16 protein-coding genes are annotated in these 23982 nt (G+C 70.2%); 9 read left to right on the top strand and 7 right to left on the bottom strand.

The features are described from left to right. Position 1 precedes the first annotated feature (1 nt). Together AC5P1C_RS08580 and AC5P1C_RS08575 are read right to left on the bottom strand one after the other, a co-directional pair. A complete protein-coding gene (locus tag AC5P1C_RS08580; protein WP_493865083.1) occupies positions 2-1417 on the bottom strand; it encodes a sensor histidine kinase in 1416 nt (471 codons plus the stop codon). Positions 1418-1486: 69 nt separating this feature from the next. Beyond that, the gene (locus AC5P1C_RS08575; protein ID WP_493865082.1) at positions 1487-2737 is read right to left on the bottom strand and encodes a hypothetical protein; all 1251 of its coding nucleotides are present in this window, start codon (positions 2735-2737) and stop codon (positions 1487-1489) included. Between the two features lie 409 nt (positions 2738-3146). Here AC5P1C_RS08575 and AC5P1C_RS08570 point away from each other — a divergent pair, with 409 nt between their 5' ends. From AC5P1C_RS08570 to AC5P1C_RS08560, 3 genes are all read left to right on the top strand, one after another. Continuing rightward, positions 3147-5225 (top strand): transglycosylase domain-containing protein, encoded by a 2079-nt coding sequence (locus AC5P1C_RS08570; RefSeq protein WP_493865081.1) that lies wholly within the window; start codon positions 3147-3149, stop codon positions 5223-5225. 160 nt (positions 5226-5385) lie between these two features. After that, positions 5386-6039: a hypothetical protein gene (locus AC5P1C_RS08565; protein ID WP_493865080.1), complete on the top strand. Its 654-nt coding sequence runs from the start codon at positions 5386-5388 to the stop codon at positions 6037-6039. Between the two features lie 69 nt (positions 6040-6108). After that, on the top strand, positions 6109-6963 hold the full coding sequence (locus AC5P1C_RS08560; protein WP_493865079.1) for a MerR family transcriptional regulator: 855 nt from the start codon (positions 6109-6111) through the stop codon (positions 6961-6963). Between the two features lie 4 nt (positions 6964-6967). Here the strand turns inward: AC5P1C_RS08560 and AC5P1C_RS08555 are convergent, their stop codons facing one another. Together AC5P1C_RS08555 and AC5P1C_RS08550 are read right to left on the bottom strand one after the other, a co-directional pair. After that, complete coding sequence (locus tag AC5P1C_RS08555; protein ID WP_493865078.1) at positions 6968-8830, bottom strand: DUF8823 domain-containing protein; 1863 nt, start codon at positions 8828-8830, stop codon at positions 6968-6970. A 206-nt stretch (positions 8831-9036) separates the two neighbouring features. Further along, entirely contained in the window at positions 9037-11916 is a 2880-nt protein-coding gene (locus AC5P1C_RS08550; RefSeq protein WP_493865077.1) for a D-alanyl-D-alanine carboxypeptidase, read from the bottom strand. A gap of 144 nt (positions 11917-12060) precedes the next feature. Here AC5P1C_RS08550 and AC5P1C_RS08545 point away from each other — a divergent pair, with 144 nt between their 5' ends. The 3 genes from AC5P1C_RS08545 to AC5P1C_RS08535 all read left to right on the top strand — a co-directional run bounded on the left by AC5P1C_RS08545 (position 12061) and on the right by AC5P1C_RS08535 (position 14536). After that, positions 12061-12843: a GOLPH3/VPS74 family protein gene (locus tag AC5P1C_RS08545; protein WP_160505604.1), complete on the top strand. Its 783-nt coding sequence runs from the start codon at positions 12061-12063 to the stop codon at positions 12841-12843. Positions 12844-13241: 398 nt separating this feature from the next. Further along, the gene (locus AC5P1C_RS08540; protein ID WP_493865076.1) at positions 13242-14099 is read left to right on the top strand and encodes a helix-turn-helix domain-containing protein; all 858 of its coding nucleotides are present in this window, start codon (positions 13242-13244) and stop codon (positions 14097-14099) included. Positions 14100-14326: 227 nt separating this feature from the next. Next, positions 14327-14536: a DUF397 domain-containing protein gene (locus tag AC5P1C_RS08535; protein ID WP_351162781.1), complete on the top strand. Its 210-nt coding sequence runs from the start codon at positions 14327-14329 to the stop codon at positions 14534-14536. A 187-nt stretch (positions 14537-14723) separates the two neighbouring features. Here the strand turns inward: AC5P1C_RS08535 and AC5P1C_RS08530 are convergent, their stop codons facing one another. Continuing rightward, entirely contained in the window at positions 14724-15563 is an 840-nt protein-coding gene (locus AC5P1C_RS08530; protein ID WP_493865075.1) for a hypothetical protein, read from the bottom strand. A 90-nt stretch (positions 15564-15653) separates the two neighbouring features. Between AC5P1C_RS08530 and AC5P1C_RS08525 the strand changes: the two genes are divergently transcribed. Further along, complete coding sequence (locus AC5P1C_RS08525; RefSeq protein WP_493865074.1) at positions 15654-16442, top strand: SDR family oxidoreductase; 789 nt, start codon at positions 15654-15656, stop codon at positions 16440-16442. Between the two features lie 292 nt (positions 16443-16734). After that, the gene (locus AC5P1C_RS08520; RefSeq protein ID WP_493865073.1) at positions 16735-18321 is read left to right on the top strand and encodes a sodium:solute symporter family protein; all 1587 of its coding nucleotides are present in this window, start codon (positions 16735-16737) and stop codon (positions 18319-18321) included. Between the two features lie 98 nt (positions 18322-18419). Here AC5P1C_RS08520 and AC5P1C_RS08515 read toward each other — a convergent pair whose 3' ends face one another. Continuing rightward, positions 18420-19565 (bottom strand): ADP-ribosylglycohydrolase family protein, encoded by a 1146-nt coding sequence (locus AC5P1C_RS08515; RefSeq protein ID WP_493865072.1) that lies wholly within the window; start codon positions 19563-19565, stop codon positions 18420-18422. Positions 19566-19907: 342 nt separating this feature from the next. Between AC5P1C_RS08515 and AC5P1C_RS08510 the strand changes: the two genes are divergently transcribed. Continuing rightward, the gene (locus AC5P1C_RS08510) at positions 19908-21311 is read left to right on the top strand and encodes an FG-GAP and VCBS repeat-containing protein (protein ID WP_493865071.1); all 1404 of its coding nucleotides are present in this window, start codon (positions 19908-19910) and stop codon (positions 21309-21311) included. A gap of 19 nt (positions 21312-21330) precedes the next feature. Here the strand turns inward: AC5P1C_RS08510 and AC5P1C_RS08505 are convergent, their stop codons facing one another. Further along, positions 21331-23964, bottom strand: coding sequence for a bifunctional FO biosynthesis protein CofGH (locus AC5P1C_RS08505; RefSeq protein ID WP_493865070.1), 2634 nt, complete (start codon positions 23962-23964; stop codon positions 21331-21333). Positions 23965-23982 lie beyond the last annotated feature (18 nt).

The raw sequence follows: 23982 nt of genomic DNA, 5'->3' as shown, positions 1-23982 counted from the left end.
TTCAGTGTAGGACCGCCATGATCAGCAGGACGACGGTCCCGCCGACCGTCGGCAACAGCACCAGCATCGCCGCACAGCCCCCGCCCAGGAGTCGGGGCCACGTGAGCACCTCCGTGGACAGCGGGGGCCGGGAGCCCCGGGAGCCCGCCCCGCCGGAGGACACCACCGGCCCGGACGAAGTGGCGTACACCGGCGGCACGTCGGGCCGGGCCGGTATCCGGGCGGCGAGCACGAAACCGCCCTCCGGGCGCGGCCCCGCGTCGAGCGTTCCGCCGAGCAGGCCGATCCTCTCCTGGAGGCCGACCAGTCCGCTGCGGTTGCCGCCCCCGGGTGAACCGGGCGTTGGAGGAGCGTCGTTGACGACCGCGACCACCACCATGCCCCCCTCGTCGTGGACCATCACACGGACAGGAGCGCCGGACGCGTGCTTCAACGCGTTGGCGAGCCCTTCGCGGGTGACACGGTGGATGGCCTGCCGAGTGCGTGCGTCCGCGTCCGCCACCACGGTCGCGCTCGCGTTCCAGTGCAGTTCGGCGTCGGCCCCCGCGCTCCGGGAATCCGCGACCAGGGCCGCGAGATCCTCGCGGGTCCCCCGCTCGGCGGTCTCCTCGCCGGAGTGATGACGCAGGACGCCGAGGATGCCGCGCAGTTCGTCCATGGCCGTTCCGGCGGTGGTGCGCAGGAGTTCGGCCTGGGGGGCCAGCGGGGGTGCCTGCCGTTCGGCGGCGAGCTGGAGGGCTCCGGCGTGCACCGAGATGAGGCCGATGCGGTGGCCGAGCAGATCGTGCATCTCGGCGGCGATGCGCGCCCGTTCCTCCATGCGGGCCGCCTCCTCGGTGAGGAAGCGGGCCTGTTCGAGGTACGCGTTGCGTTCCCGCAGCAGCCCGGACAGCGGACGGCGACGGCCCAGCATCAGGCCGGACAGCGCGGGCAGCAGGATGAACAGCGCGACCACGCCGACGCCCGCGGCCAGGTACGGCGTCTTCGGGAGCCCGCCGAGGGATTGCGCGGCGATCGACACGACCACGGCTCCGACACCGCACGCCCCGATCGTCCCGACCACCGCCCAGGCGCGCCGTGCGGGCGTGATGCGGCGCGCGGCGGACCACACGACGGCGGGCACCACGACCGCCGCCCACACGTTGTCCCCGGCGATCACCGGCACGCAGCACAGCACCGTGAGGGACGGATACCTCCGCCGCGCGGGCACGAGCAGCGCCGCCCACACCCCCAGGAGGGCCGCCGGCACCGGGTGGGCAGGGGGGATCAGCGGAAACGGCGCCAGCGTGAACAGCAGGACCACGCCGGTGAGTACGGACTCGGTGACGACCGTCCGCCGGGGCGCGCCGCGCACCGCATCCCGAATCGCGGCGGCCTCGCGGCACATCCGCCTCCACGGTCGCACTGCCGGGCTCATGTCTTCCTCCGTGTGGGTGCCGCTCTCAACGGCGTTTTCTGTCAAGCACATTGGGCTACTGCTGCAGCCTCAAGCCGCCTCTGCCGCCCCACCCGGCACCCGGAGCTCCGGCTCCGCCCGCAGCCCCGCGACGTCCACCCCGGCCTCGGTCAGCACCCGCGCGATCTCCGCCGCGGTCTCCGCGTCCGTCCCGGTCTCGTCCAGCAGGGCGGCCAGCAGGTGGGTCGTACCGACCGTGGGCGAGTCCTGAGCGGAAGCGGTGAGCTGCGTGACGTGCAGGAGCCGCCGCTCGTAGTCCGCGCCGCCGTCGAACTCCGGGGGCTCCCCCTCCCCGACCTCGGCGGACCCCGTAGAGGGAAGCAGCAGTCGGGCGAGAGCGTCCAATCGCGCGCCGTGTCGGCGCAGCAACTCCGCCCCCTGGTTCGCCGCCGCCAGCTTCTCGGGCAGCTCACGCCCCGCGACGGCCAACGACCGCTCCAGGGCCAGGATGCCGAGCACCGCATCGATGGGCTCCCGCTCCGGCGTCCCGCGTCGCACCGCCACTCGCTGTGCCTCCGAGCGCACCACGCCCACGACCGCAGAGCCGAACCCAGCGCCGCCCCCGAAGATCCAGGAGGTGAACTTCCGGGTCAGCGGATTGCCGCTCTTCCCGAACGTCCCCGCCTTGCGCAGCACCAACACCGTGCCGGGCTCCGGCACTTCATCGCTTCCCCGCAACGCGTCGAGCGCGGTCGAGGCAGCCGTGACGTCCAGCTTCTCCACCACCAGAGCCTCACGGGCACGCGTATCGGGCAGCACGACAAGGGCCCGCGCCACGTGGCTGACGCGTACCGAAACGGCACCCTCCTCCCGTGCGGCCTCCAGCGACTTGCGCAGGCAGGTCCTCAACGCGCCGGTCATCGGCGGGAGTTCAAGGGCGCCCGGGGGCCGCCCCGCCGCCTCTTCCTCCCTCTTCTTCTTACGGTTCTTCCAGCGCAGCCTCTTGGCCTCGTCGTACCGCACCTCACGCCAGAGGGCGTCGATCTCCCGCTCGTCGTCCGCAGTTCCCACCGCGCCGTCACCCGCGTCGCCACTGACCCACACGGATGTCCCCCGGTGCCCGATCGAGGCGCCGAGCGAGCCGGAGGCCCTCACGCCGGGGGCGATGGCGTTACCCGCGGCCCAGTCGCCCGACACGAGCGCGTTCAGCACGCTCTCCGTACCGACGTCCTCACGCCCCTCCTTGGCCACCTTGCCCATCGTCTCCAGCAACAGCTTGACGACGTCCCTCTCGAACTCGGTGGTCGTGCCGGCGTTGCGGTCGGACGTTCGCTGGTCCATCGGGCCCTTCCCCTCACTGGTGTTTCCTGCCGAGAAGGACGCTAGCCCGCGCTCTCCCACTCCGCCTCGGCCGACCGTCCAGGCTTCCCGTCCGACCGTCCAGGCTTCCCGTCCGACTGTCCAAGCTTCCCGTGGCCCTGGGCCCTGAGCCTGAGCCCTGCGTCCTGAGTCCTCCCGCATTCAACCTGTGTCGACAGCCCCACCCCGGGTACCCGAGAGTCCCGGACTCCCATAAGGCCGACACACTCCCGCATGGTCGGCCCATGGTTGAGGCGGGCAGGCCGTGGCTCAGGGGAGCGGCCACGGCCTGGCCCTGCCATCCACGGACCCGCTCCCCCTTTGCCACTGTTACGTCCCCCTAATACGTCTCCGGCCAACCCCCCGCCCCCGTCCCCGCCTCTCCTCCACCATGGGGACACACACTCAGGGAAAGCCCGCGCCGCGACGACGCAAGCCCGCCGAACACCCCCGCGCCGCCCGCAAGTCCGCCCGAAAGTCCGGCCCCGAGGCCACCCGCGAGTCCGGCCGCCGACGCCTCGTCGACTACCCACGCCAGGGCAGACGCGGCGCCCGCCGCTGGCTGCCCTCCTGGCGGCAGTGTCTCGGTTCCCTCACCTTCGCCCTCTCCACCCTCGCCGTCCTTTTCGCCATCGTGTACGCCTCCGTAGACATCCCCGACGAGAACGTGACCGCCCAGCGCGAGGCCAACGTCTACTACTGGGCCGACGGCACCCAGATGGTGAGCACCGGTGACGTGAACCGGCAGAACGTACGGCTCTCGGAAATCCCCGATGCCGTCGAGAACGCCGTCATCGCCGCCGAGAACGACACCTTCTACAGCGACTCCGGCGTCTCGCCCAAGGGCCTCGCCCGCGCCGCCGTCAGCATGGTCCGCGGCCAGGAAACACAGGGAGGTTCGACCATCACGCAGCAGTACGTGAAGAACACCTACCTCTCCCAGGACCAGACGGTGACGCGCAAGGTCAAGGAGTTCGTCATCGCGTTGAAGGTGGACCGGAAGAAGAGCAAGCGGGAGATCCTTCAGGGGTATCTCAACACCAGTTGGTTCGGGCGCGGTGCCTATGGGATCGAGGCCGCCGCCCACGCCTACTACGGCATCCCCGCACGCCAGTTGAACCCCAGCCAGGGCGCAGCCCTCGCCGCCCTGCTCAAGGGCGCCGAGCAGTACGATCCCTCCGTCGGGCGCGCCAACCACCAGCGTGCCAGGGCCCGTTGGGCATGGATCCTCGACCGGCAGGTGAAGGCCGGGCTCATGAAGGCCGAGGAGCGTGCGAAGTTCACGGCATTTCCCGAGCCGCACAAGGAGTCACGGTCCACCAGCCTCAGCGGGCAGACCGGCTATCTCGTCGACGTCGCGAACAAGTACATCAAGCAGCACACCACGCTCACCGACAAAGACCTGGCCCGCGGCGGCTACAAGATCCACACCACCTTCGACAAGGACAAGGTGCGGCGCATGAAGGCCGCGGTCGAGCGCGTCATCGACCGCGACATCGATCCGAAGAAGCGCCCCGCCGACAAGGGCGTGCAGGTGGGTGCCGCATCCGTGCGTCCGTCCGACGGCGCCATCGTCGCGCTGTACGGAGGAGCCGACGCCACCCGGCACTTCACCAACAACGCCGACACCTCCGGCGTCCCCGTCGGCTCCGCCTTCAAGCCCTTCGTGCTCGCCTCCGCCCTGCAGCACGGCATCCGTACGTCGGCCGGGTCGTCGGGCGGGCGCGCCACTCGGTGGCAGCCCGTGTCGGCCGGGAGCTTCTACGACGACGAAGGTCTCCTGCGGGAATCGGCCGCGCCCACGGTCGGGAACGGTTCCCCGCCCGCCCCGGGGCACGGCTCCGCGGAGAAGCCGGACTCCGCTCACCCCACCCTGCGCCAGGCCCTGGCGAAAGGCGGCAACGCCACCTACGTACGCCTCGGCAAGGACGTCGGCCTGGAGCGGGTGCGGCGCACCGCCGTCGCCTCCGGGCTGCTCGAAGGCAGCATGGCGCGCCTGGAGGAGACCTTCCCCGTCGGTACGTCGACCCCCAGCGCGATCCGCATGGCCGGTGCCTACAGCACCTTCGCCAACCGCGGCCTGCGGCACGACCCTTACTCGGTGACCAAGGTCGTCAAGGACGACGCGTCCGTCGGCGGGCTCGAACGGCCGGGCGCACGGCGCGCGTTGGACCCGGATGTGGCCGACGAGGTCGCGGACGCGATGCGGGGCGTGGGCGCATCCGCCGTCCGTCGCCCCATCACCGCCGGGCGCACCGGCGACCAGGACCGCCTCCGGTCGGCCTGGTTCACCGCGACCACCGAGCAGCTGTCGACCGCCGTGACGATGTTCCGGACCAGCTCCGGCAAGGCACGGCTGATGCCCATGTCGGGTGTGGGCGGGGCCAGTTCGCAGCACGGGAACGTCTTCCCCGTCCGGATCTGGCGGGATTACGTGGCCTCCCCCGCCGAACAGGGCAGTTCTCGGTAGGCAAGTACTCCGTACGCCCGCAGTAGGCCTCAGTAGATCTCAATCGGTCTCAGTAGGTCTCAGTAGGTCTCAGTAGGTCTCAGCAGCTCATCCTTAGGGCCTTCCCCGGCTCATCCTTAGGGACCTTCCCCTGGCGTCGGCGGGGTGTCATCGTTCCGATATGTATCCCTATGGGCCACCGCCCGGCCCGCCGCCGCCCATAGACGCGGGGCAACTCAGGCCGCGTCGGCGGTGGTTCGTCGTCGCCGGCGTGATCGCGGCGATCTGCGTGGGCATCGGCATCGCGAGCTTCGTGCTGACGCTGACCTCGGCGGTGGACTCCGTCGAGGACGGCAGGGCGTTCGAGAGCGGGCAGTCCGTCACGGTGCGGATCGGGCCCGACGACGACGCCGCCATCTACGTACGCAGCCCCTTCGTCGCGCGTGCGCACTGCGAGGTCGTCTCGGGCCCTTCCGGCTCCGCGCCCCGCGTGATCACGCCCGACAGCAGCTTCACCGTGAGCAAGGGCAGCGCCGAGTGGGAGCGGGTGTTCGTGCTCAAGACGGACACGGACGCGGACTACCGCGTGACGTGCGACGACCCGCGCGGCGTCCTCACCTTCGCGCCCGGTGACGACGCCGACTTCGCGTCGTTCGTCGGCGGCATCGTCGTGACCGTCGTCGTGCCGGTGCTCGGCCTTCTCGCGGCGTCCGGCATCGCGATCATCGTCGGGGTGCGGCGCGGCAGGCACCGCCGGTGGCTGGAGGCGCAGGCGTACTACGGCTACCGGGGCCCGCCGCACCCCGGCGGTCCTGCGGGTCCTGCGAGCGGTTGACCTTCCCCCTGGGGCAGAGCCCATCGTCCGGGTGCCGGGTCAACGGGCCCGGTGACGGAGGATGCCCCCATGGAACCGCTGCTCACCATCGGTGACTTCGCCGCCCGCGCACGGCTCTCGCCCAAGGCACTGCGCCTGTACGACCGCCTGGGGCTGCTGGCTCCCGCGTACGTCGACGAGTCCACCGGCTACCGCTACTACCGCGCGAAGCAGGTGGAACACGCCCGCACCGTCGTCCTGCTGCGCCGCCTCGGCATGCCGCTCGCGGACATCGCCGCGACGGTACGGCTCGACGGCGAGCAGGCGGGGCGGGCGGTGGCCGCCTACTGGGCGGGCGCCGAGGAGCGGCATGCGGAGCAGCGCACGCTCGCGGGGTACCTGCGTGGACGACTGTCGGGAAGAGGTTCCGAGATGTACGGCAAGGATTTCGAGGTCAGGACCGTCGACGTGCCGGAGCAGTACGTCATCTCCGAGAGCAGGCACCTGCTTTCGGAGGAGCTGCCGGTCTGGATCGGCTCGTCGACCGGCCGCCTGGAGGAGGTGGCCGAGAGCGAGTGCGGCGGCATGGCGGACTCGCCGTTCGTCGTCTACCACGCCGAGGTGACCCAGGACAGCGACGGCCCCGCGGAGGCCTGTGTCCCGGTCAGGGACGCCGCGGCGGCACGGGAGTGGGCCGAGAGGGCGGGCGGGCAGCGGGGCACCACCGCCCGCGTGGAGCCCGCCCGCCGGATCGCCTACACCCGCATCACCAAGGCCCAGGTCTCGTATCCGCAGATCATCGGCGCGTTCGAGGCGGTGGAGGCGTGGGTGGCCCGCGAAGGCCTGAAGATCACGGGGCCGTGCCGCGAGATCTACTTCGTGGAGTGGGACACGGCGGGCCCGGACGACCAGGTGTGCGACGTGGCGTTCCCCGTGGGCGACTGAGCCGCTAGCGGACGCCTTCGCGCAGTTCCTCCGGGCAGGGCGTGCCGCGGGGGATCTGGTACGGCGAGCCGAGCCGGTAGGTGCCCGCCTTCGGGGCGAGCAGCTCGACCCACTCGTCGCCGTCCCGGTTCTTCTCGGCCTGCGTCAGGCAGCCGTTGACGTTGTCGAACTGCTTGGGGGCGTCCTCGTCGGTCTCGCGCTGCCGCTTGGACTCCTCGGTCTCCTGCGGCCGCTCGAGGCCCTTGCCCTCGGCGTCGACGACGCTCAGCCACGGCGAGTACGGGATGCGGATCAGGATGCTTCCCGGCTTCTTCACGCGGAGCGTCATCTCGCCCTGCTCGGCCCGCTCCACGACGGCGTGCGGGGTGGCGAGCGGGGTCGGGTCGGTGACCTCGTACAGCTGCCAGTTGGAGTCGACCCAGACCTGCTTCAGATACGGCAGGCCCTTCTCGATCAGCGCGGCCTCGCGCTTGCCGCCGTCGCCGTCGGGCTCGCCCTTGGGCAGCACGACGTAATGCACGGACCAGCGCTGCAGCCACTCGTGGTAGTTCGCGGAGTTGAGGGTGTCGTCGTAGAAGAGGGGGTTGCGCTCCATGTCCGCCTGCCGGTTCCAGCCGCGGGCGAGCTGCACGTTCTGGGGCAGTGCGGACGCCTCGCGGTGGCTGCGTGCGGGGACGACCTCGACGCGGCCCTTCGCGGCGCCGACCTCCTGCAGTTCGTTGACGAGCGGCGCGAGCTCACGCGTCCAGGAGGCCTGGGGCGTCGTGTGCACTATGTCGTCGATCGCCTTGAACCCGACCCAGCCGACGAAGCCGACGAGCGCCACGACGATCACGTACCACTTGCGGGTCTTGCGCACCGTGAACGGCAGCGCCGCAAGGAGGGCGACGCCCCCGAAGGACATCGCGAGGCGGGTGATGTTCGAGCCGATCTGGGAGCTGATCAGCCAGACGCCGAGCACGAAGGCCGCGTACACGGCGGTGGTGATCCGCACGGTCGTCCACTGCTTCGGTACGGCGTAGAAGACGAGGCCGGAGCAGATCAGTGGCAGCGAAGCCGACCCGAATGACATCGGCTGCGTGCCGGAGAACGGGAAGAGCCACGCGGACAGGCCCACGACGACGGCGGGCGCGAGCCCGAGCGCGTACGCGCCGGGGTAGCGCTTGCTGAGGAACAGCGCGACGGCGACCAGGCCCACGAAGAGTCCCGCCACCGGGCTTCCCATGGTCGCGAGCGCGGCGAACGGCGCGGCGACCAGGGCCTTCGCCCACCGCTTGTAGCGCCAGCGGTAGGGCCAGCAGAAGACCGCGGCGACGGCCATCAGCGCGAACATCTGGCCGAGTCCGTACGTCACACGGCCCGACACCGCGTTGCAGAACAGCGCGAAGACACCCGCGAACGCGGGCCACAGGGGCTGCTTCACCGCACGGCTGCGGATCAGGATCATCGTGAGCAGCGCGGCGGAGACCGTTCCGGCGATCATCATCGTGGTCCGGACGCCGAGCACCGACATCAGATACGGCGAGACGACGCTGTACGACACCGGGTGCATCCCGCCGTACCAGGCGAGGTTGTACGCGGAGTCGGGGTGCCGTCCGACGAACTCGGCCCAGGCGTCCTGCGCGGCGAGGTCACCGCCGCTGTTGGCGAAGGTGAAGAACCACACGACGTGCAGGACGGCGGCGGTGAGGGTCGTGATGGTCACGGGGTGCCGCAGGAACCGCACCCACCCGGGGGCCTGTTCAGGCGCGACGGGCCGGGCGCCGCGCTGGGCGGGCAGCCTTATTCGCGCCCCGGTGCGGGTGCCGCCACCGGTGCCGGGATCAGGATCGGCGTCGTCGGCTCGCGTCGGCTCCGCTGTGGCCACTTTGCGGCACTCCCCGTGTCGTTCTGTCCGTCCAGGGGGCGCGCCAGGGGGTCCGTCCCGGAACACCCCGTCACGCAGCCCCGGCGTACTACCCCCGAGCTTGTGACGCTAGCACGCACGCGCCGGAGGGAGCCGGGGGCGGGGCTCCCTCCGTGCGGGTTCAGCCGAGTCCGGCCAATGCGTGGGCGTGGGCGGCGGCTTGCGCCTCAGCCGACGCGTTGGAGCTTGGCTCCGAAGCCGGGCTCGGTGAGGTCCTCCTGGAGCGCGACGGGCACCTCGACGGCGCCGTCCTTGCCGTCACCGACGCTCAGCACACCGACCTTGGTGCCGGCCTTCGCCGAGTGCGGGATGGTTTCGCCACCGTCCTCGCCGAGCTTCAGCTTCACGGTCAGGCCCGACCAACCGGCGGCCGAGACGTCCTTGGTGGCGACGACCGGGGTCGTACCGCCCAGACCGTCGTCGACCTGGCCGACGACGTCGCCCTTCTCCACGATCTTCTTGGAGGTGAGCGCGTCCTGCCCGGCCTCGATGAGCTTGCGGGTGACGCCGGTGACCTCGTCGATGTTGGCCACGCCGTCCTTGCCGTACTGACCGAGCGCGGCACCGATGATCGTCCGGGTCTCGCCGCCGACCTTCTTCTCCGCGGCGAAGAGGATGTTGCCGCCCGCCGCGGTGGTGGTGCCGGTCTTGATGCCGATGGCGACCGTCGGGACGAGCCCGAAGAAGTTGTTCTGCTTGTCGCCGTTGAGGTCCTTGTAGCTGGGCTGGCGGGAGATCTCGTTGAAGACCGGGTCCTCCATCGCGGCACGGCCCAGCTTCACGAGGTCCTCGGCGGTGGAGACGGTCGTCTTGTCCAGGCCGCTGGGGTCCGTGTAGTGGGTGTTCTTCATGCCGAGTTCCTTGGCGGTCTTGTTCATCTTCGCGACGAACTCGTCCTCGGAATTGCTCTTGGTGTCCCAGCGGGCGAGCAGCTTGGCGACGTTGTTCGCGGACGGCAGCATGACGGCTTGCAGCGCCTCGTACTCGGAGATCTTCTGCCCCTCGGTCACCTTGACGACCGACTCGTTCTCCGACTTGCCCGTCTCGTAGTGCTTCTCTGCGGCGGCGTCGACGGGGATGTCCGGGCCGGGGCTGCCGCCCTTCTTCAACGGGTGGTCGCGCAGGATGAGATAGACCGTCATGACCTTGGCGATGCTCGCGATCGGCACGGGCTTCTGGTCGCCGGACGTCCCGAAGGTCCCGATGCCGTTGACGTCCATCGCGGCCTGGCCCTGGCTCGGCCACGGCATGGACGGCTTGTCCCCCTCGAAGGAGACGGTCTCCTGCGCGGTGAGCGCGAGAGTGGGCGTCGGCAGCGGACGCACGGCCTGTACGACAGCAAAGACGACCACGAGGAGCAGCACCAGCGGCGTCCAGATCTTGACCCTCCGCACGGCGGTGCGTACCCGGGTCTCGGGCGGCGGCGGAGTGTTGGTCAGCTCGGCGAGAAGGTCGAGCGGCGGCCTGGGGGGAAGCGGCTGCTGGGTGGTGCGCTCGGGCCCTACGTTGCCCCTTTCTGGCGTGGGCGCCTTGGCCGCGGGGGCCGCGGGAGCCTCTGCGGCCGGGGGCAGCGCACCGCTGGACGGGGGGTTGTCCAGGGGCTTGAGCGCGACGAACTTACTGGTGCGCTCGGACTCGCGCTCGGGCTTTGCGGCGGGCTTTGCTTCCGGCTTTGCTTCCGGCTTCGCCTCGGGCTTTGCTTCCGGCTTGGCGGGAGCCTTGCCCTCGGGCTTCTTGGCCGCGGGCTTGTGATCGCCCAGCTTCAGCATGGTGGTCGGCTGGTCCACGGCCTTCGGGGGCAGCGCCTTGAAGACGGCGGTGGCTTGATCGACTCCGCCGGAACGGGGTTCGGGGACATCGGACGAGGACTCACCGTCGGCAGGCTCGGGGTCACCGGAGCTCTCCGAGCCGTCGGAGCTCTCCGAGGCACCTTCGCCACCGGCGGGCTTGTCAGGGGCGTCGTCAGGGTGGTCGTCAGAGGCGTCGCTCTCAGCGGAAGCCTCCGCCTCAGCGGCGTCACCGGAGTCGCCAGCGCTGTCGGCGCTGTCGTCGCTCCCCGCAGCAGGCTCCGCCTCAGCGGCGTCGGCCGCCTCACCGTCACCGGAACCCTCGGCATCACCCGAGGCACCGTCCACGTCCGCAGACTCGTCGACCTCGCCCGAGGTGCTGGCATCGTCGGCGGAGTCGGCACTCCGGGCGCTGTCGACGCTGTCGGCGGAGGCCTCCGCCTCAGCGCTGTCGACCGCGTCTCCGTCACCCGAGCCCTCGGCATCACCCGAGGCGCCGTCCAAGTCTGCAGGCTCCTCGGCGTCACCCGAGGCGCCCGCGCCGTCGGCGCGATCGGCGCTCCCGGCAGCAGACTCCGACCCAGCGTCGTCAGCGGTGCCGGAGTCGGCGGCCGAAGCCTCCGCCTCAGCCCCGCCATCAGCCGCACCCGATGCGCCGGAGCGAACCTCGGCCGCCTCGGCCGCCCCGTCCGCCGCGTCGGAGTCGCCGGACGCGGCATCCGCCTCGGACGTCTCGGAGGAGTTCCCCTCCGAGAAGCCGCCGCCAGCAGGCGCCTCCGCCTCAGCGGACGCCTCCGCGGACCCGGGGTCCTCCTCGTCCGCCGAGGCCACCCACGCCGCCACAGCGGCCCGCAGCCGTGCGTCGCCGCTCTCCTCGGCCTTGGGATCGGCCTCGGCGCTGCCGGCGCCCTCAGCGGAACCCTCGGAACCCCCGGAATCCTTGGAATCCCCGGAACCCTTGGAGTCGGCAGAGCCCGCCTCCGTCACCGCCTTCGTCGAGAAGACCGCCGTCGCCTGGTCCTCCCGGACCTCGGGGGCCTCAGGGACCTCCCGCGCCGCGGGGATCTCGCGGGCCACGGCGAGCCGCGGGTCGCGTTCATCCGGTGCCGGCACGGACGGTTCTGCCCCAGTCGGGTTCCCCGACGACTTCCGCTGCTTCGACCTGTCGGGGGTCTCGCCCGCCACCGATGCCTCCTCGTACGCCATGCCGCTCGCGTTGCCGTTGCGCCAAAACATGGCCGGACCCGCTGTCCGAACCATGTACCAGTGTCCTGTGTGAGGGCTTAACCCCCGTGGTAGACGAGAACGACATACCTACTGGTTCCCGTACTTACCGGTCACGCACTCTCGACAGACCAATGTGAGAGGGGTCACCCTGTCATTCATCCACGCGGGGAGGCATGGATGGGCAGGAGCCGCAGAACAATTCCGGAGGAGCTTCTGCTGCTCGCTTTGGACCCGGCCACGGGTACCACAGCGCAGCCGCAGTCGCTCGACCTCGGTCTGGCCGGAGCACAGCTAGTGGAGCTGGCGCTGGCCGGACGGATAGCCCCAGACGGGGATCGTATCGCCGTGGTGATGCCACGGCCGACCGGAGATCCGACTCTGGACTCCGCACTGGAACTGCTGCGCAGGCGCGGCAGCCCGGTTCGGGCGGTCCACTGGATTGGCGGGCCCCGACTGGGGCTGCGCCAGATTTACCTCGCGCACCTGGAGCGGTGCGGCATGGTGCATGCCGTATCGGGCCAGATGTGCGGAGTGCTGCCGACGACTCGCTATCAAGCGACGGACACGGCAATCAGCCGGGACATCAGGTCCCGACTGGACAGTGCGATCCGCACCGGCGTCCCGCCGGACCCGCGGACCGCGGCGCTCGCCGCGCTCGCTCACGCAGTGGGACTCGGCAAGCACCTCTACCCCGGCAACGAAGGGCGTTCATCGCGCTCCCGTCTCCGGGACCTGATCAGGCACGACCCGATGGGCGGCCTCGTGGCGCACGCCGTGATGGACGTCCAGAACGGTGTGGCCGCTCAGCCACGCCGCAGCCCGGCCCCAGCGGGACCGGGTGGGCCGGGCGGACCAGGTGGACCAGGCGGTGGCCGCCAGCCGGCCAGGACCGCGCCGGAACCCGGCGGGGTTCCGATGCAGCCGCGCCGCGGATCCATGGCACGTGCCGTGGCCCACTGAGCTGGTCGGTACGGACAAGGCACACAGCAGCACGAACAGTCACACCTGGCGTGAACTGGCACGAACAAGACACACCGCAGTAATCGGCAACAGCAACGCCGCACCGCAGTCCCCCAGACCCGGTACGGGAGCCGCTGGGCCGCGCGGGGCAGTGGCACCGGAACGTCCGGACGACGACACCGGTGCCTCCGCCCCGCGCGTCCGCACATCCAGGCGCGCGCAGCCGGGCCGCACCCCTCACACCCGTCCTCACGTCCACCGTCCTCACGTCACGTCGCACCGCGCTTGCACTTCGCACTTCACATCGGCTGTTTCCCGGCGGTGCGTGACGCATTGGTGGCACTCTGCTGAACAGCAGATACGCAAAGTAGAGGCATGTAGTCGGAGGTGCACGTCCCGTGGCGTCCAATGTCAATCCCACCGTCAGGCGACGCCGGTTGGGCCAGGAGCTCCGCAGGCTCCGCGAGCTCAAGGGCATGACGGCCGAGGAGGTCGCCGAGCGCCTGCTGGTCTCGCAGTCGAAGATCAGCCGCCTCGAGAACGGCCGTCGTTCGATCAGCCAGCGCGATGTACGCGATCTCTGCGGCGTCTACGAGGTCGAGGACCACCGCATCGTCGACTCGCTCATGCAAATGGCCAAGGACTCCCGCCAGCAGGGCTGGTGGCACTCCTTCGGCGACATCCCGTACAGCGTCTACATCGGCCTGGAGACGGACGCGGCTTCCTTGCGCGTCTACGACCCGCAGGTCGTCCCCGGCCTGCTCCAGACCCGTGCGTACGCGGAGGCGCTCATCACCGGCGCGCTCCCGGAGACCACGCCGACGGACATCGAGAAGCGCGTCCAGGTCCGCGTCCGCCGCCAGGAGCGCATCAACGCCCCGGACAATCCACTGCGCCTGTGGACCGTCCTGGACGAGTCCGCGCTGCGGCGCGTGGTCGGCTCCCGGCATCTGATGCGCGACCAGCTGGAGCACCTCGTGGAGCAGTCCCAACTGCCGCACGTGACGGTCCAGGTGATCCCTTTCGAAATGGGCGCGCACCCCGGCCTCAACGGCCAGTACGCCATTCTCGAGTTCCCGGACGCCGCGGATTCCAGCGTGGTCTACATCGAGGGCGTCACGAGCGATCTCTATCTGGAGAAGGCGAACGACGTCCAGCAGTACAGCGTGATGTACGAGCATCTGCGGGCCCAGGCCCTGAATGTCGATCAATCACGCCAACTCATCGCAGACATCGCGAAAGAGTACGCGCGCTAGCGCAAATTCACGGAGGAATCGGCCCGCGCGCGAGCGGGTGCCGCACGGTACACCTTGCCCTCGGCGAGGCGGAAGACCCCACTGGAATATGCCATCCGGTCGAGTGAACGCTCCCTTCACTCGGCGATGTTGGCGAGTAGCGTCATTCACGCCATCAAGCAACACCTGTTGGCGCAACCGCGCTTGGCGGTGACCGCAACTCAACAACTGGGCAAACCGGAGTAACCATGGCAATTCATCAGGGCGCTACGAATACGTGGGTCAAGTCCTCGTATTCCACGGGAAACGGCGCGTGTGTCGAGGTCAAGTCCCCCATTTCAACGGCAATTTCGGTGAGGGACTCGAAGGTCACCGAGGGCCCCGTCCTCGCCTTCCCCTCCGACTCATGGCGCGCGTTCGTCTCCGAGGTCGGCCGGGAGACGTCACACCTCGGCTGATACGAGCCCCGGCGCGCATCGGCGTCAAAGGATCAGCGAGAGATCAACAACTGCATAAGCAGCACCGATTGAGCCCTCTCGACTGGCCCGCCGTCCCGGCCGAGGGGGCTCGGCCTTTCCACCGGAACCGATCCGAAGCCGATCCGGAGCCCACTCCGAAGCCGATCCGGAGCCGATTCACACCCTTCTACCGGAGCTGATCCACGTACGCGTCCGTGCCCGGCACCGTCGGAATGAACGGCGCCACCAGCTCCACCCTCCCCGCCCCGGACTCCGCCACCGCGTCCGCCCGCCCGGCGAAGTGCTCCTGCCAGCACTCCCGCGGATCGGTCTGCAGGAACCACAGCAGCGTCAGCCGCGTGTCGACGCCCTCGACCTGCTTCACGTACGTCATCCGGTCCCCCGGCAGCGGAGTCGGCCGGAAGATGGTCACCATCGCGGCGGGAGACCCGGTGAGGGCGCGCGGCAGGTGCTTGGCCCGCAGCCACTCCAGCAACTCGGCCCGCTGTTCGCCCGATTCGGCGTCGATGACTTCGAGGACCAGGCCCTGGTAGGGATGGTCGAGCGCGTGGAAGTCGCGCGGTCCGGCGGCCCCGTCGCGGTAGACGGTGGCCTCGTGGTCCTGGAAGGCCGTGAACACGTGCGTGCGGTCCTGGTAGACGCGGCCGTCACGGTTGAGGCGCTTGTTGATGCCGACGGTCCACTTCATGTGCTCGTCGTAGCGACCCTCGGTGACCCAGTACGTGGAGAGGTAGCAGCCCGCGGTCACGGGCTGGGCGACCGCCGACTTCTCGGGGAAGCGCAGGAGTTGGAGCTCTCGGGGGGCGACCCAGCGGCGGCCCGCGTACATCCAGGGCATCGCCATCGCGCCGGCGTAGTAGTGGTCGTCCTCGTACCAGCGGTTGTACGCGTACTCGTGGCCGGGGTGCGGCTCGACCATGGTGATCAGGGCATGGCCCGGGTGCACGCCGTACGGGCCGACGGAGGCCAGCTCCCCGTACGTCTCACTGCGGGTGTCGTCGCTCATCCCTCTCCCCTTCCTCCCTCTTCCTTCCTCCGGTGGACGCCCATACTCTGACGCCCCGTCAGCAAAACTGCCAGAGCCGGGAGGCGCTCCATGCGCTCGCTCCTCGAAGGAAAGACCGTCGTCGTCTCCGGAGTCGGTGCCGGTCTCGGCCACCAGGTGGCGGCCGCCGTGGTGCGCGACGGCGGGCACGCCGTCCTCGGGGCGCGCACGGAGGCCAACCTCGCCAAGTCGGCCGCGGAGATCGACCCGGAGGGCACGCGGACGGCGTACCGCCCGACCGACATCACCGACGAGGCCCAGTGCGAGGCCCTGGCCGAGCTGGCGCGCGAGCGCTTCGGCGGGATCGACGCCGTGGTCCATGTGGCCGCCTGGGACAGCTACTTCGGGGGCGTGCAGGACGCCGACTTCGCGACCTGGCGGCAGGTCATCGACGTCAATCTGCTCGGCACGCTGCGGATGACCCGGGCCTGCCTGCCGGCGCTCAAGGAGCGGGGCGGCTCGGTGGTGTTCATCGGCACGCAGTCGGCCATCGCCGCGCCCTCGCAGGTGCGGCAGGCGGCGTACGCGGCTTCGAAGGGGGCGCTGACGTCGGCGATGTACTCCCTCGCGCACGAGGTGGGCCCCGACCGGATCCGGGTCAACACGGTGCTGCCCGGCTGGATGTGGGGCCCGCCGGTCGAGGCGTACGTCCAGTTCACCGCGCACACCGAGGGCGTGCCGGAGGAGGAGGTGCGGGGCCGCCTCGCGGAGCGGATGGCGCTGCCGGACCTCGCGACGGACGGGGATGTGGCGGACGCGGCGGTGTTCCTGGCGTCGGACAGGGCGCGGGCGATCACGGGGCAGTCGCTTCTGGTGAACGCGGGGGAACTGATGCGGTAGGCGTCGCCGCAAGCAACGGATCACGGCTGTACGGGACTTGGGACCCGTACAGCCGTTTTTGTGTGCCTTCGCACCCCTCCGAGGCGCCACCTCCTGGATCATAGATGTGAACGAGGGTCAGTAAACAGAACGATTTTACTCGCTCTTGACCTCACGGGCGGTTGTCCGCGGCGTACGCCCGAACCCACGATGAGCGGGCACTTCAAGGCCGCCCACGTCCCGTATGTCACGAAACTGGCGAAGTGCACGGCATTTCTGCGCAGTTCACAAGGCGGACCCCTGGAGGGGGCACATGAACAGTCTCGACTGGGCCGTGCTCATCGGCTACTTCGGCATCATGGTCGCGATCGGCATCTGGTCCCACAAGCGCGTGGACAACGTCAGCGACTTCTTCACCGCGGGCGGCAAGATGCCCTGGTGGCTGTCCGGCATCTCGCACCACATGTCCGGCTACAGCGCGGTGATGTTCACCGGGTACGCGGGCATCGCGTACACCTACGGCGTCACGTCCTTCATCACCTGGTCGTTCCCGATCGCGCTCGGCATCGCCATCGGCTCGAAGCTCTTCGCGCCCCGCATCAACCGGCTGCGCGGACGCCTGCACGTGGCCTCACCGCTCGAATACCTGAAGAACCGCTACAACCTGAAGACCCAGCAGGCGCTCGCCTGGTCCGGCATGCTCCTGAAGATCGTGGACGTGGCCGCCAAGTGGGCCGCCATCGCCACGCTGCTCTCCGTCTTCACCGGCATCTCGATCAACCAGGGCATCCTGATCACCGGCGTGATCACCGCCGTCTACTGCACCATCGGCGGCCTGTGGGCGGACGCGCTCACCGAGCTGGGCCAGTTCATCATCCAGCTCCTGGCCGGTGTCGCGATGTTCGTGGCCGTGGTGGCCAAGCTCGGCGACCACGGCGGCTTCTTCGGGGTCTGGGACGAGCCCGAACTCGCCGGCCACGGCGAGCCGTTGGTCGGCCCGTACGGAACGGTCTTCCTGCTGGCGTTCCTCTTCATCAAGCTCTTCGAGTACAACGGCGGCATGCTCAACCAGGCCCAGCGCTACATGGCCACGGCGACGCCCCGCGAGGCGGCGCGCTCGGCCCGGCTCTCGGCGATCCTGTGGCTGGTGTGGCCGGTCGTCCTCTTCTTCCCGATGTGGATGTCCCCGCTCCTGGTGGACGCGAAGAAGCCCGACGGCTCGGACTCGTACGCCCTGATGACCGAACAGCTGCTGCCGCACGGCCTGTTGGGCCTGGTCATCGTCGGCTTCTTCTCGCACACGATGGCGATGTGCTCGTCGGACGCGAACGCGATCGCCGCGGTGTTCACCCGGGACGTGGCACCGGTGGTGTCCAAGGCGGCCAGGGGCTGGAACGACCGCAAGGGCCTCATCGCGGCCCGCCTGACGACGGTGGTCTTCCTGGGCCTGTCGATGGCGGTGGCCACGCAGGTCAACTCCCCGGCGTTCAAGGACATCATCACGGTCGTCATCAAGTGGGTGGCAGGACTGATGGGCCCGATCGCGATCCCGATGATGCTGGGTCTGCTGCGTACGTTCCGCAAGTCAGGACCGACCGCGGCGCTGACCAGCTGGTCGATGGGGCTGCTCGCCTTCTGGCTGGTCAACTACCCGATCAACTGGAGCGTCGAGGGCGGGGTGCCGCTGGAGTACCAGGTCTCGATCCCGCTGGCGGTCTCGCTCATCCTCTACATCCTGGTCGGCTACCTGAAGCCGGAGGACACCCCGGAGCGGGACGCGATCATCGAGAAGATCAATACGGATGACGATGACAGTGGCTCCGCCGGTGGAGCCGTGATCCCCCCGCCAGCGGAGGCACAGGACGAGGTGCTCGGCTCGGCCCGACGTCCGTTGCCGTAGCTCACCGGCTCCGCCGAGTTCGACCTCGAACGCCGGACGGGCTGGAAGATCCCCCCGGGCAGGGGTGTCTTCCGGCCCGTCCTCTGTTTTGAGGCCCCTCAAGCCCGCGGATACCGCACAAGCCACCCCGGCGAGGAAACCGCGGGCCCGTGCAGCGCGGGCCCCTGCGTCATCTCCATCGCGAAATCGTCCGCAAGCTCAAGAATCGTCGCGCGCCCCTCCAGCTCGGTGAGCCAGCCCGGAGGCAGCGCGGTCTCGCCGTGCAGCGCGCCCAGCAGCGCCCCGCACAGGCCGCCGGCCGCGGCGGACGAGCCCCCGTGGTTGACGGCCAGGCGCAGCCCGTGGCGGATGTCCTCGCCCACGAGAGCGCAGTAGACGGCGGCGGCGAGCGCGCCCTCCGCGCCGCCGTCCCCCACCAGCTCCTCCACCCGGGAGGGCGTGGGCATGCCCTGCCGCACGGCTCCCAGCGCGTGCTTCAGCGCATCGGTGACGGGCTGGTGACCGGGGCGGGCGGCAAGGAGCGCGAGAGCCCGCTGGATGGCTCCGTCCAGGGAATCCCCGCGGGCGAGGCCGTGCACGAGGATGGTGTGCGCGCCGGCCGCGAGGTAGGCGCTGGGGTGCCCGTGCGTCTGGACGGCGCACTCCACGGCCAGCTGAAGCACCAGCTGCGGCTCCCAGCCGACCAGGAGTCCGAAGGGAGCGGACCGGGTGACGGCCTCGGCTCCCCTCTCCTCCGGGTTCTTGGGTGCCTCGAGCGTCCCCATGTTCTCGTCGCCGAACCCGGCCAGGCAGGCGCGGGCGGGCGACCGCCGCGAGTAGAGCCACTCCTCGCGGGCCAGCCAGCCGTCTTCCTTGCGCCGCTCGTCGGGCCCCCAGTCGCTCTGGGTGGCGGCCCAGCGCCGATAGGCGCGGTGCAGATCGGTGGGCGGATGCCAGGCGCCGGTGTCGCGCCGCACCTGGGCGCGTATGAGTCCGTCGACGGTGAAGAGGGTGAGCTGCGTGGCGGCCGTGACGGCGCCGCGCCTGCCGTGCGCGGGAGCGGGTTCGGTGAGGCCTTCGGCGCCGTGGGCCTCGCGTATCCCGTCGAGGCTGAGCGCGTCGACGGGCGCGCCGAGCGCGTCGCCGACGGCGGCCCCGAGCAGCGTGCCGCGGACCCGGCTGCGGAAGTCCTGCTGCTCGGCGCGGCCCCAGACTCCGGTGGCTGCTGCGGTGCTCACGGCACCTCCTCCCCTGGCTCTCCCCATGGACGTCTGCGTACGTCTGCGTACGTCTGCGCAGCACTGTAATCGACCGGGAACGGTCGGTTCGGAGGCGATGAGATATCTGAAGAGTCGCCCCGGAGATCACTTTTGACCGGCCTTCACCAGGCCTCTTCATCGATCTCCAGAGGGTCGCGAAACGTCCATGTCGCGAGCACACAGGGGGCGCCCCGAAGGCGGGGACCCAAAAGGAAGTAACGCGGGTGAACTCCCGTGCCCTGTAACGGAAATGTCCGGGCGTCGTAACGATGAACCTGGGGTGTACAACCACTTGCCCGAGGCTCCTGTCTTCTCTGGTGTCACAGAAATTTCCCCACAGGAGGACCAGTGCGCCGTTCACTCATCGCCGCCGTCGCGGTCACCGCGCTCGCGACCCCGTTCGCCCTCGTGGCCACGGCAGGCTCCGCCGCCGCAGCGCCCACCGCGGCGGGCAAGCCGGTGACCGACTTCAACCACGACGGGTACGCCGACCTCGCCGTCTCCGCGTCCCGCGGCGCCGTCGACGGCATAGCCGGCGCGGGCTACGTATCGATCGTGTACGGCTCGGCGTCCGGCGCCGACACCGCGCACGCCAAGCAGATCAACCGCACCACCGAAGGCGTTCCCGGCGACCCCGAGGAGGGCGGCGGCTTCGGAGCGTCCACCAGCGCCGGCGACTTCGACGGCGACGGATACACCGACCTCACCGTGAACAACGGCAAGACCGACGCCGTGATCTGGGGTTCCGCGAACGGCCTGACCAAGGGCACCGAACTCCCCGGCGAGTACGTGCAGAACCTGAAGTCCGGCGACTTCAACGGCGACGGCAAGGCCGACCTCGTCGCCAACTCCCGGGACACCATGGAGGTTCAGTACGGCCCGTTCACCCGCGACGGGAAGCCCGCCTCCACGTCGTCCGTGCAGAACGGCGACGACGGCCCCGACGAGCTCATGGTGGGCGACGTGACCGGTGACGGAGCCGACGACCTCGTGACCAGCCACAGCTTCGAGGAGATGCAGTACTCCTCGCAGCTGTGGAAGGGCAGCGAGAACGGCCTCGCCAAGACCTCGACGCCCACCAAGAAGTTCACGACGAACGGTGTCATCGCCGACGTGAACAAGGACGGGTACGGAGACCTCGTGGCCCACGAGGTGGACGAGGTCTCCGAGACCCAGGTCTACGACGCGGGCGCGGTCCGTGTCGTCTACGGCTCCGCCTCCGGCTTCTCCAGCCGCACCGCGAAGATCGACCAGGCCACCGCGGGCGTCCCCGGCGCCAGTGAGGCGGCGGAGATCAACGGACCGGAGCGGGGCGACCAGTTCGGCTACTCCCTGTCCGCGGGCGACGTCACCGGCGACGGCTACCAGGACATCGTTGTCGGCGTGCCCGGCGAGAACCTGGACAACGTCCAGGACACCGGCGCGGTCGTCCTGCTCAAGGGCGGCTCGGGCGGCCTCACCGGCACCGGCGCCCAGGCCTTCAACCAGTCCACGGCGAACGTCCCCGGCGTCTCGGAGAAGGGCGACAACTTCGGTGAGGCCGTCCAGCTCACCGACGTGAACAAGGACGGCCTCGCCGACCTCACCGTGGGCGTGCCCCAGGAGGACGGCACGACCAAGGACTCGGGCGCAGCCTGGCTGCTGCGCGGCGCGAAGACCGGGCTCACGACGACCGGCATCACGTCGTTCAGCCCGTCCTCGCTCGGCACCCCGGAGGCAGGGGCCCACTTCGGCGCCAACCTCACCGGCTGACCCCTCCTCCGGGAGCCGTTCAGTCCAGAACCGGCAGCAACTCCGGGAGGTGGCCGTCCGACGCGGCGGCCGCCTCCTGGCGCTCCGGCGGCACCTCCCCGTACAGCGTCGTCCGCGGCTTGGCCGGGCGTCCCGCCTCCTCCGCGATGGCGATCAGGTCCTTGACCGAGCGGTACGAGCCGTAACTGGAGCCCGCCATCCGGGAGATGGTCTCCTCCATCAGCGTGCCGCCCAGGTCGTTCGCGCCCGAGCGCAGCATCTCCGCCGCCCCCTCCGTGCCCAGCTTCACCCAACTGGTCTGGATGTTCGGGATGTGCGGGTGCAGCAAGAGCCGCGCCATCGCCACCACCGCGCGGTTGTCGCGCGTCGTCGGTCCCGGACGCGCGATGCCCGCCAGATACACCGGGGCGTTCGTGTGGATGAAGGGCAGCGTCACGAACTCCGTGAAGCCCTCCACCCCCTTGGCCAGCGCCTCCTGCTGGATCCCGGCCAGCGTGCGGAAGTGGCCGAGCCAGTGCCTCGGCTGGTCCACATGCCCGTACATCATCGTCGAGGACGAGCGGATGCCCAGCTCGTGGGCCGTCTTGACCACCTCGATCCACGTCGCGGTCGGCAGCTTGCCCTTGGTCAGGATCCAGCGCACCTCGTCGTCCAGGATCTCCGCGGCCGTGCCGGGGATCGAGTCCAGGCCCGCTTCCTTCGCGGCGCTGAGCCAGTCCCGAATCGAAAGTCCCGTGCGCGTCGCGCCGTTCACGACCTCCATCGGCGAGAACGCGTGCACATGCATCCCCGGCACGCGCTCCTTCACCGCACGCGCGATATCGAAGTACGCGGTCCCGGGCAGGTCCGGGTGGATGCCGCCCTGCATGCACACCTCGGTGGCGCCGACCTGCCACGCCTGCGCCGCACGGTCGGCGACCTGGTCCAGGGAGAGCGTGTACGCGTCCGCGTCCGTGCGGCGCTGGGCGAAGGCGCAGAAGCGGCAGCCGGTGTAGCAGACGTTCGTGAAGTTGATGTTGCGCGTGACGATGTACGTGACGTCGTCGCCGACCATCGACTTGCGTACGTCGTCGGCGGTGGAGCACAGCGCGTCGAGCGCTGGCCCGTCCGCGTGCAGCAGGGTCAGCGCCTCCGCGTCCGTCAGGCGCGTCGGATCGTCGGCGGCCGTCTTCAGGGCCGCCCGCACGTCGCCGTCGATGCGCGAGGGGACCATGCCGGGCGCGGCCTGCTCGCGCAGGACCTCCCAGTCGCCGTACACCTCGTCGAAGTCGTCCCGGCGGTCCGACGTGCGCCCCGTCGTGTCGATCGTGCGGTGCAGGTCCGTGCGGCCGGAGGCCGCCACGTACCCCTCGTCGGGCTCCTGCCAGGGGTGGCCTTCCACGACCGCGTCCGGACGCGCCAGACCCGTCTCGGGGTCCGCGAGCGCGCGCACGTGCGGCAGGAGGCGCGGGTCGAGCCAGGGCTCACCGCGCTGCACGAACTCCGGGTAGACACACAGCCGTTCCTCGAGGCGGAAGCCGGCCGCCGCCGACTGCTCGGCGAGCTCGTCCAGCTGCGGCCAGGGCTTCTCCGGGTTCACGTGGTCGATCGTGACCGGCGATACGCCGCCCCAGTCGTCGATGCCCGCGCCGATCAGGCGCGCGTACTCCCCGTCCACCAGGTTCGGCGGGGCCTGGATGCAGCCCGTGGGGCCCATGATGTGCCGGGCCACGGCCACCGTCGCGACCAGGTCGTCCATCTCGGCGTCCGGCATGCCGCGCATCGCCGTGTCCGGCTTGGCGCGGAAGTTCTGGATGATCAGTTCCTGGATGCCGTGGTACGAACGCGACACGCGGCGCAGCGCGAACAGCGACTGGGCCCGCTCCTCGTACGTCTCACCGATCCCGATGAGCAGCCCGCTGGTGAAGGGCACGGACGACCGGCCCGCGTCCTCCAACACCCGAAGCCGGACGGCGGGTTCCTTGTCGGGCGAGCCGTAGTGCGGCATGCCCGGCTCGCTCCACAGCCGCTCGGCGGTGGTCTCCAGCATCATGCCCATGGATGGCGCGACCGGCTTCAGGCGCTGGAAGTCGGTCCAGGTCATGACGCCGGGGTTGAGGTGCGGCAGCAGGCCCGTCTCCTCCAGGATGCGGATGGAGATGGCGCGTACGTACGCGATCGTGTCGTCGTACCCCTCTGCCTCCAGCCACTCCCGGGCCTCCGGCCAGCGGTCCTCAGGCTTGTCCCCGAGGGTGATCAGGGCTTCCTTGCAGCCCAGTTCGGCTCCGCGCCGCGCGATGTCCAGGACCTCGTCCGGAGACATGAACATCCCGTGGCCCGCACGCCGCAGCTTGCCCGGCACCGTCACGAACGTGCAGTAGTGGCACTTGTCCCGGCACAGGCGGGTCAGCGGGATGAAGACGCTCTTCGAGTACGTGATGACGCCGGGCCGCCCCGCCGCCGCGAGCCCCGCGTCACGCACCCGCGCGGCCGACGCGGCGACGTCCTTGAGGTCGTCGCCCCGCGCCTGGAGCAGCACGGCGGCCTCGGCGGTGTCGAGCGCGACACCGTCCCTCGCGCGTTTGAGTGCGCGTCGCATGGCGTTGGCGGTGGGTCGGGCCGGCGCGGGCGTCGACTCCTGAGGGCCTGGGTCCTGCGGCGCGCTGTTGGTCATGACTCCGAGCATACGAGC

This window comes from Streptomyces sp. A18, assembly GCF_059026065.1.
This window is presented reverse-complemented; position numbering and strand designations above follow the sequence as displayed.

What these genes read in the sequence shown, in the direction of transcription:
- AC5P1C_RS08580 (WP_493865083.1), bottom strand. Translation starts at nt 1,417, where the DNA reads ATGAGCCCGGCAGTGCGACCGTGGAGGCGGATGTGCCGCGAGGCCGCC.
- AC5P1C_RS08575 (WP_493865082.1), bottom strand. Translation starts at nt 2,737, where the DNA reads ATGGACCAGCGAACGTCCGACCGCAACGCCGGCACGACCACCGAGTTC.
- AC5P1C_RS08570 (WP_493865081.1), top strand. Translation starts at nt 3,147, where the DNA reads ATGGGGACACACACTCAGGGAAAGCCCGCGCCGCGACGACGCAAGCCC.
- AC5P1C_RS08565 (WP_493865080.1), top strand. Translation starts at nt 5,386, where the DNA reads ATGTATCCCTATGGGCCACCGCCCGGCCCGCCGCCGCCCATAGACGCG.
- AC5P1C_RS08560 (WP_493865079.1), top strand. Translation starts at nt 6,109, where the DNA reads ATGGAACCGCTGCTCACCATCGGTGACTTCGCCGCCCGCGCACGGCTC.
- AC5P1C_RS08550 (WP_493865077.1), bottom strand. Translation starts at nt 11,916, where the DNA reads ATGGTTCGGACAGCGGGTCCGGCCATGTTTTGGCGCAACGGCAACGCG.
- AC5P1C_RS08545 (WP_160505604.1), top strand. Translation starts at nt 12,061, where the DNA reads ATGGGCAGGAGCCGCAGAACAATTCCGGAGGAGCTTCTGCTGCTCGCT.
- AC5P1C_RS08535 (WP_351162781.1), top strand. Translation starts at nt 14,327, where the DNA reads ATGGCAATTCATCAGGGCGCTACGAATACGTGGGTCAAGTCCTCGTAT.
- AC5P1C_RS08530 (WP_493865075.1), bottom strand. Translation starts at nt 15,563, where the DNA reads ATGAGCGACGACACCCGCAGTGAGACGTACGGGGAGCTGGCCTCCGTC.
- AC5P1C_RS08525 (WP_493865074.1), top strand. Translation starts at nt 15,654, where the DNA reads ATGCGCTCGCTCCTCGAAGGAAAGACCGTCGTCGTCTCCGGAGTCGGT.
- AC5P1C_RS08520 (WP_493865073.1), top strand. Translation starts at nt 16,735, where the DNA reads ATGAACAGTCTCGACTGGGCCGTGCTCATCGGCTACTTCGGCATCATG.
- AC5P1C_RS08515 (WP_493865072.1), bottom strand. Translation starts at nt 19,565, where the DNA reads ATGGGGAGAGCCAGGGGAGGAGGTGCCGTGAGCACCGCAGCAGCCACC.
- AC5P1C_RS08505 (WP_493865070.1), bottom strand. Translation starts at nt 23,964, where the DNA reads ATGACCAACAGCGCGCCGCAGGACCCAGGCCCTCAGGAGTCGACGCCC.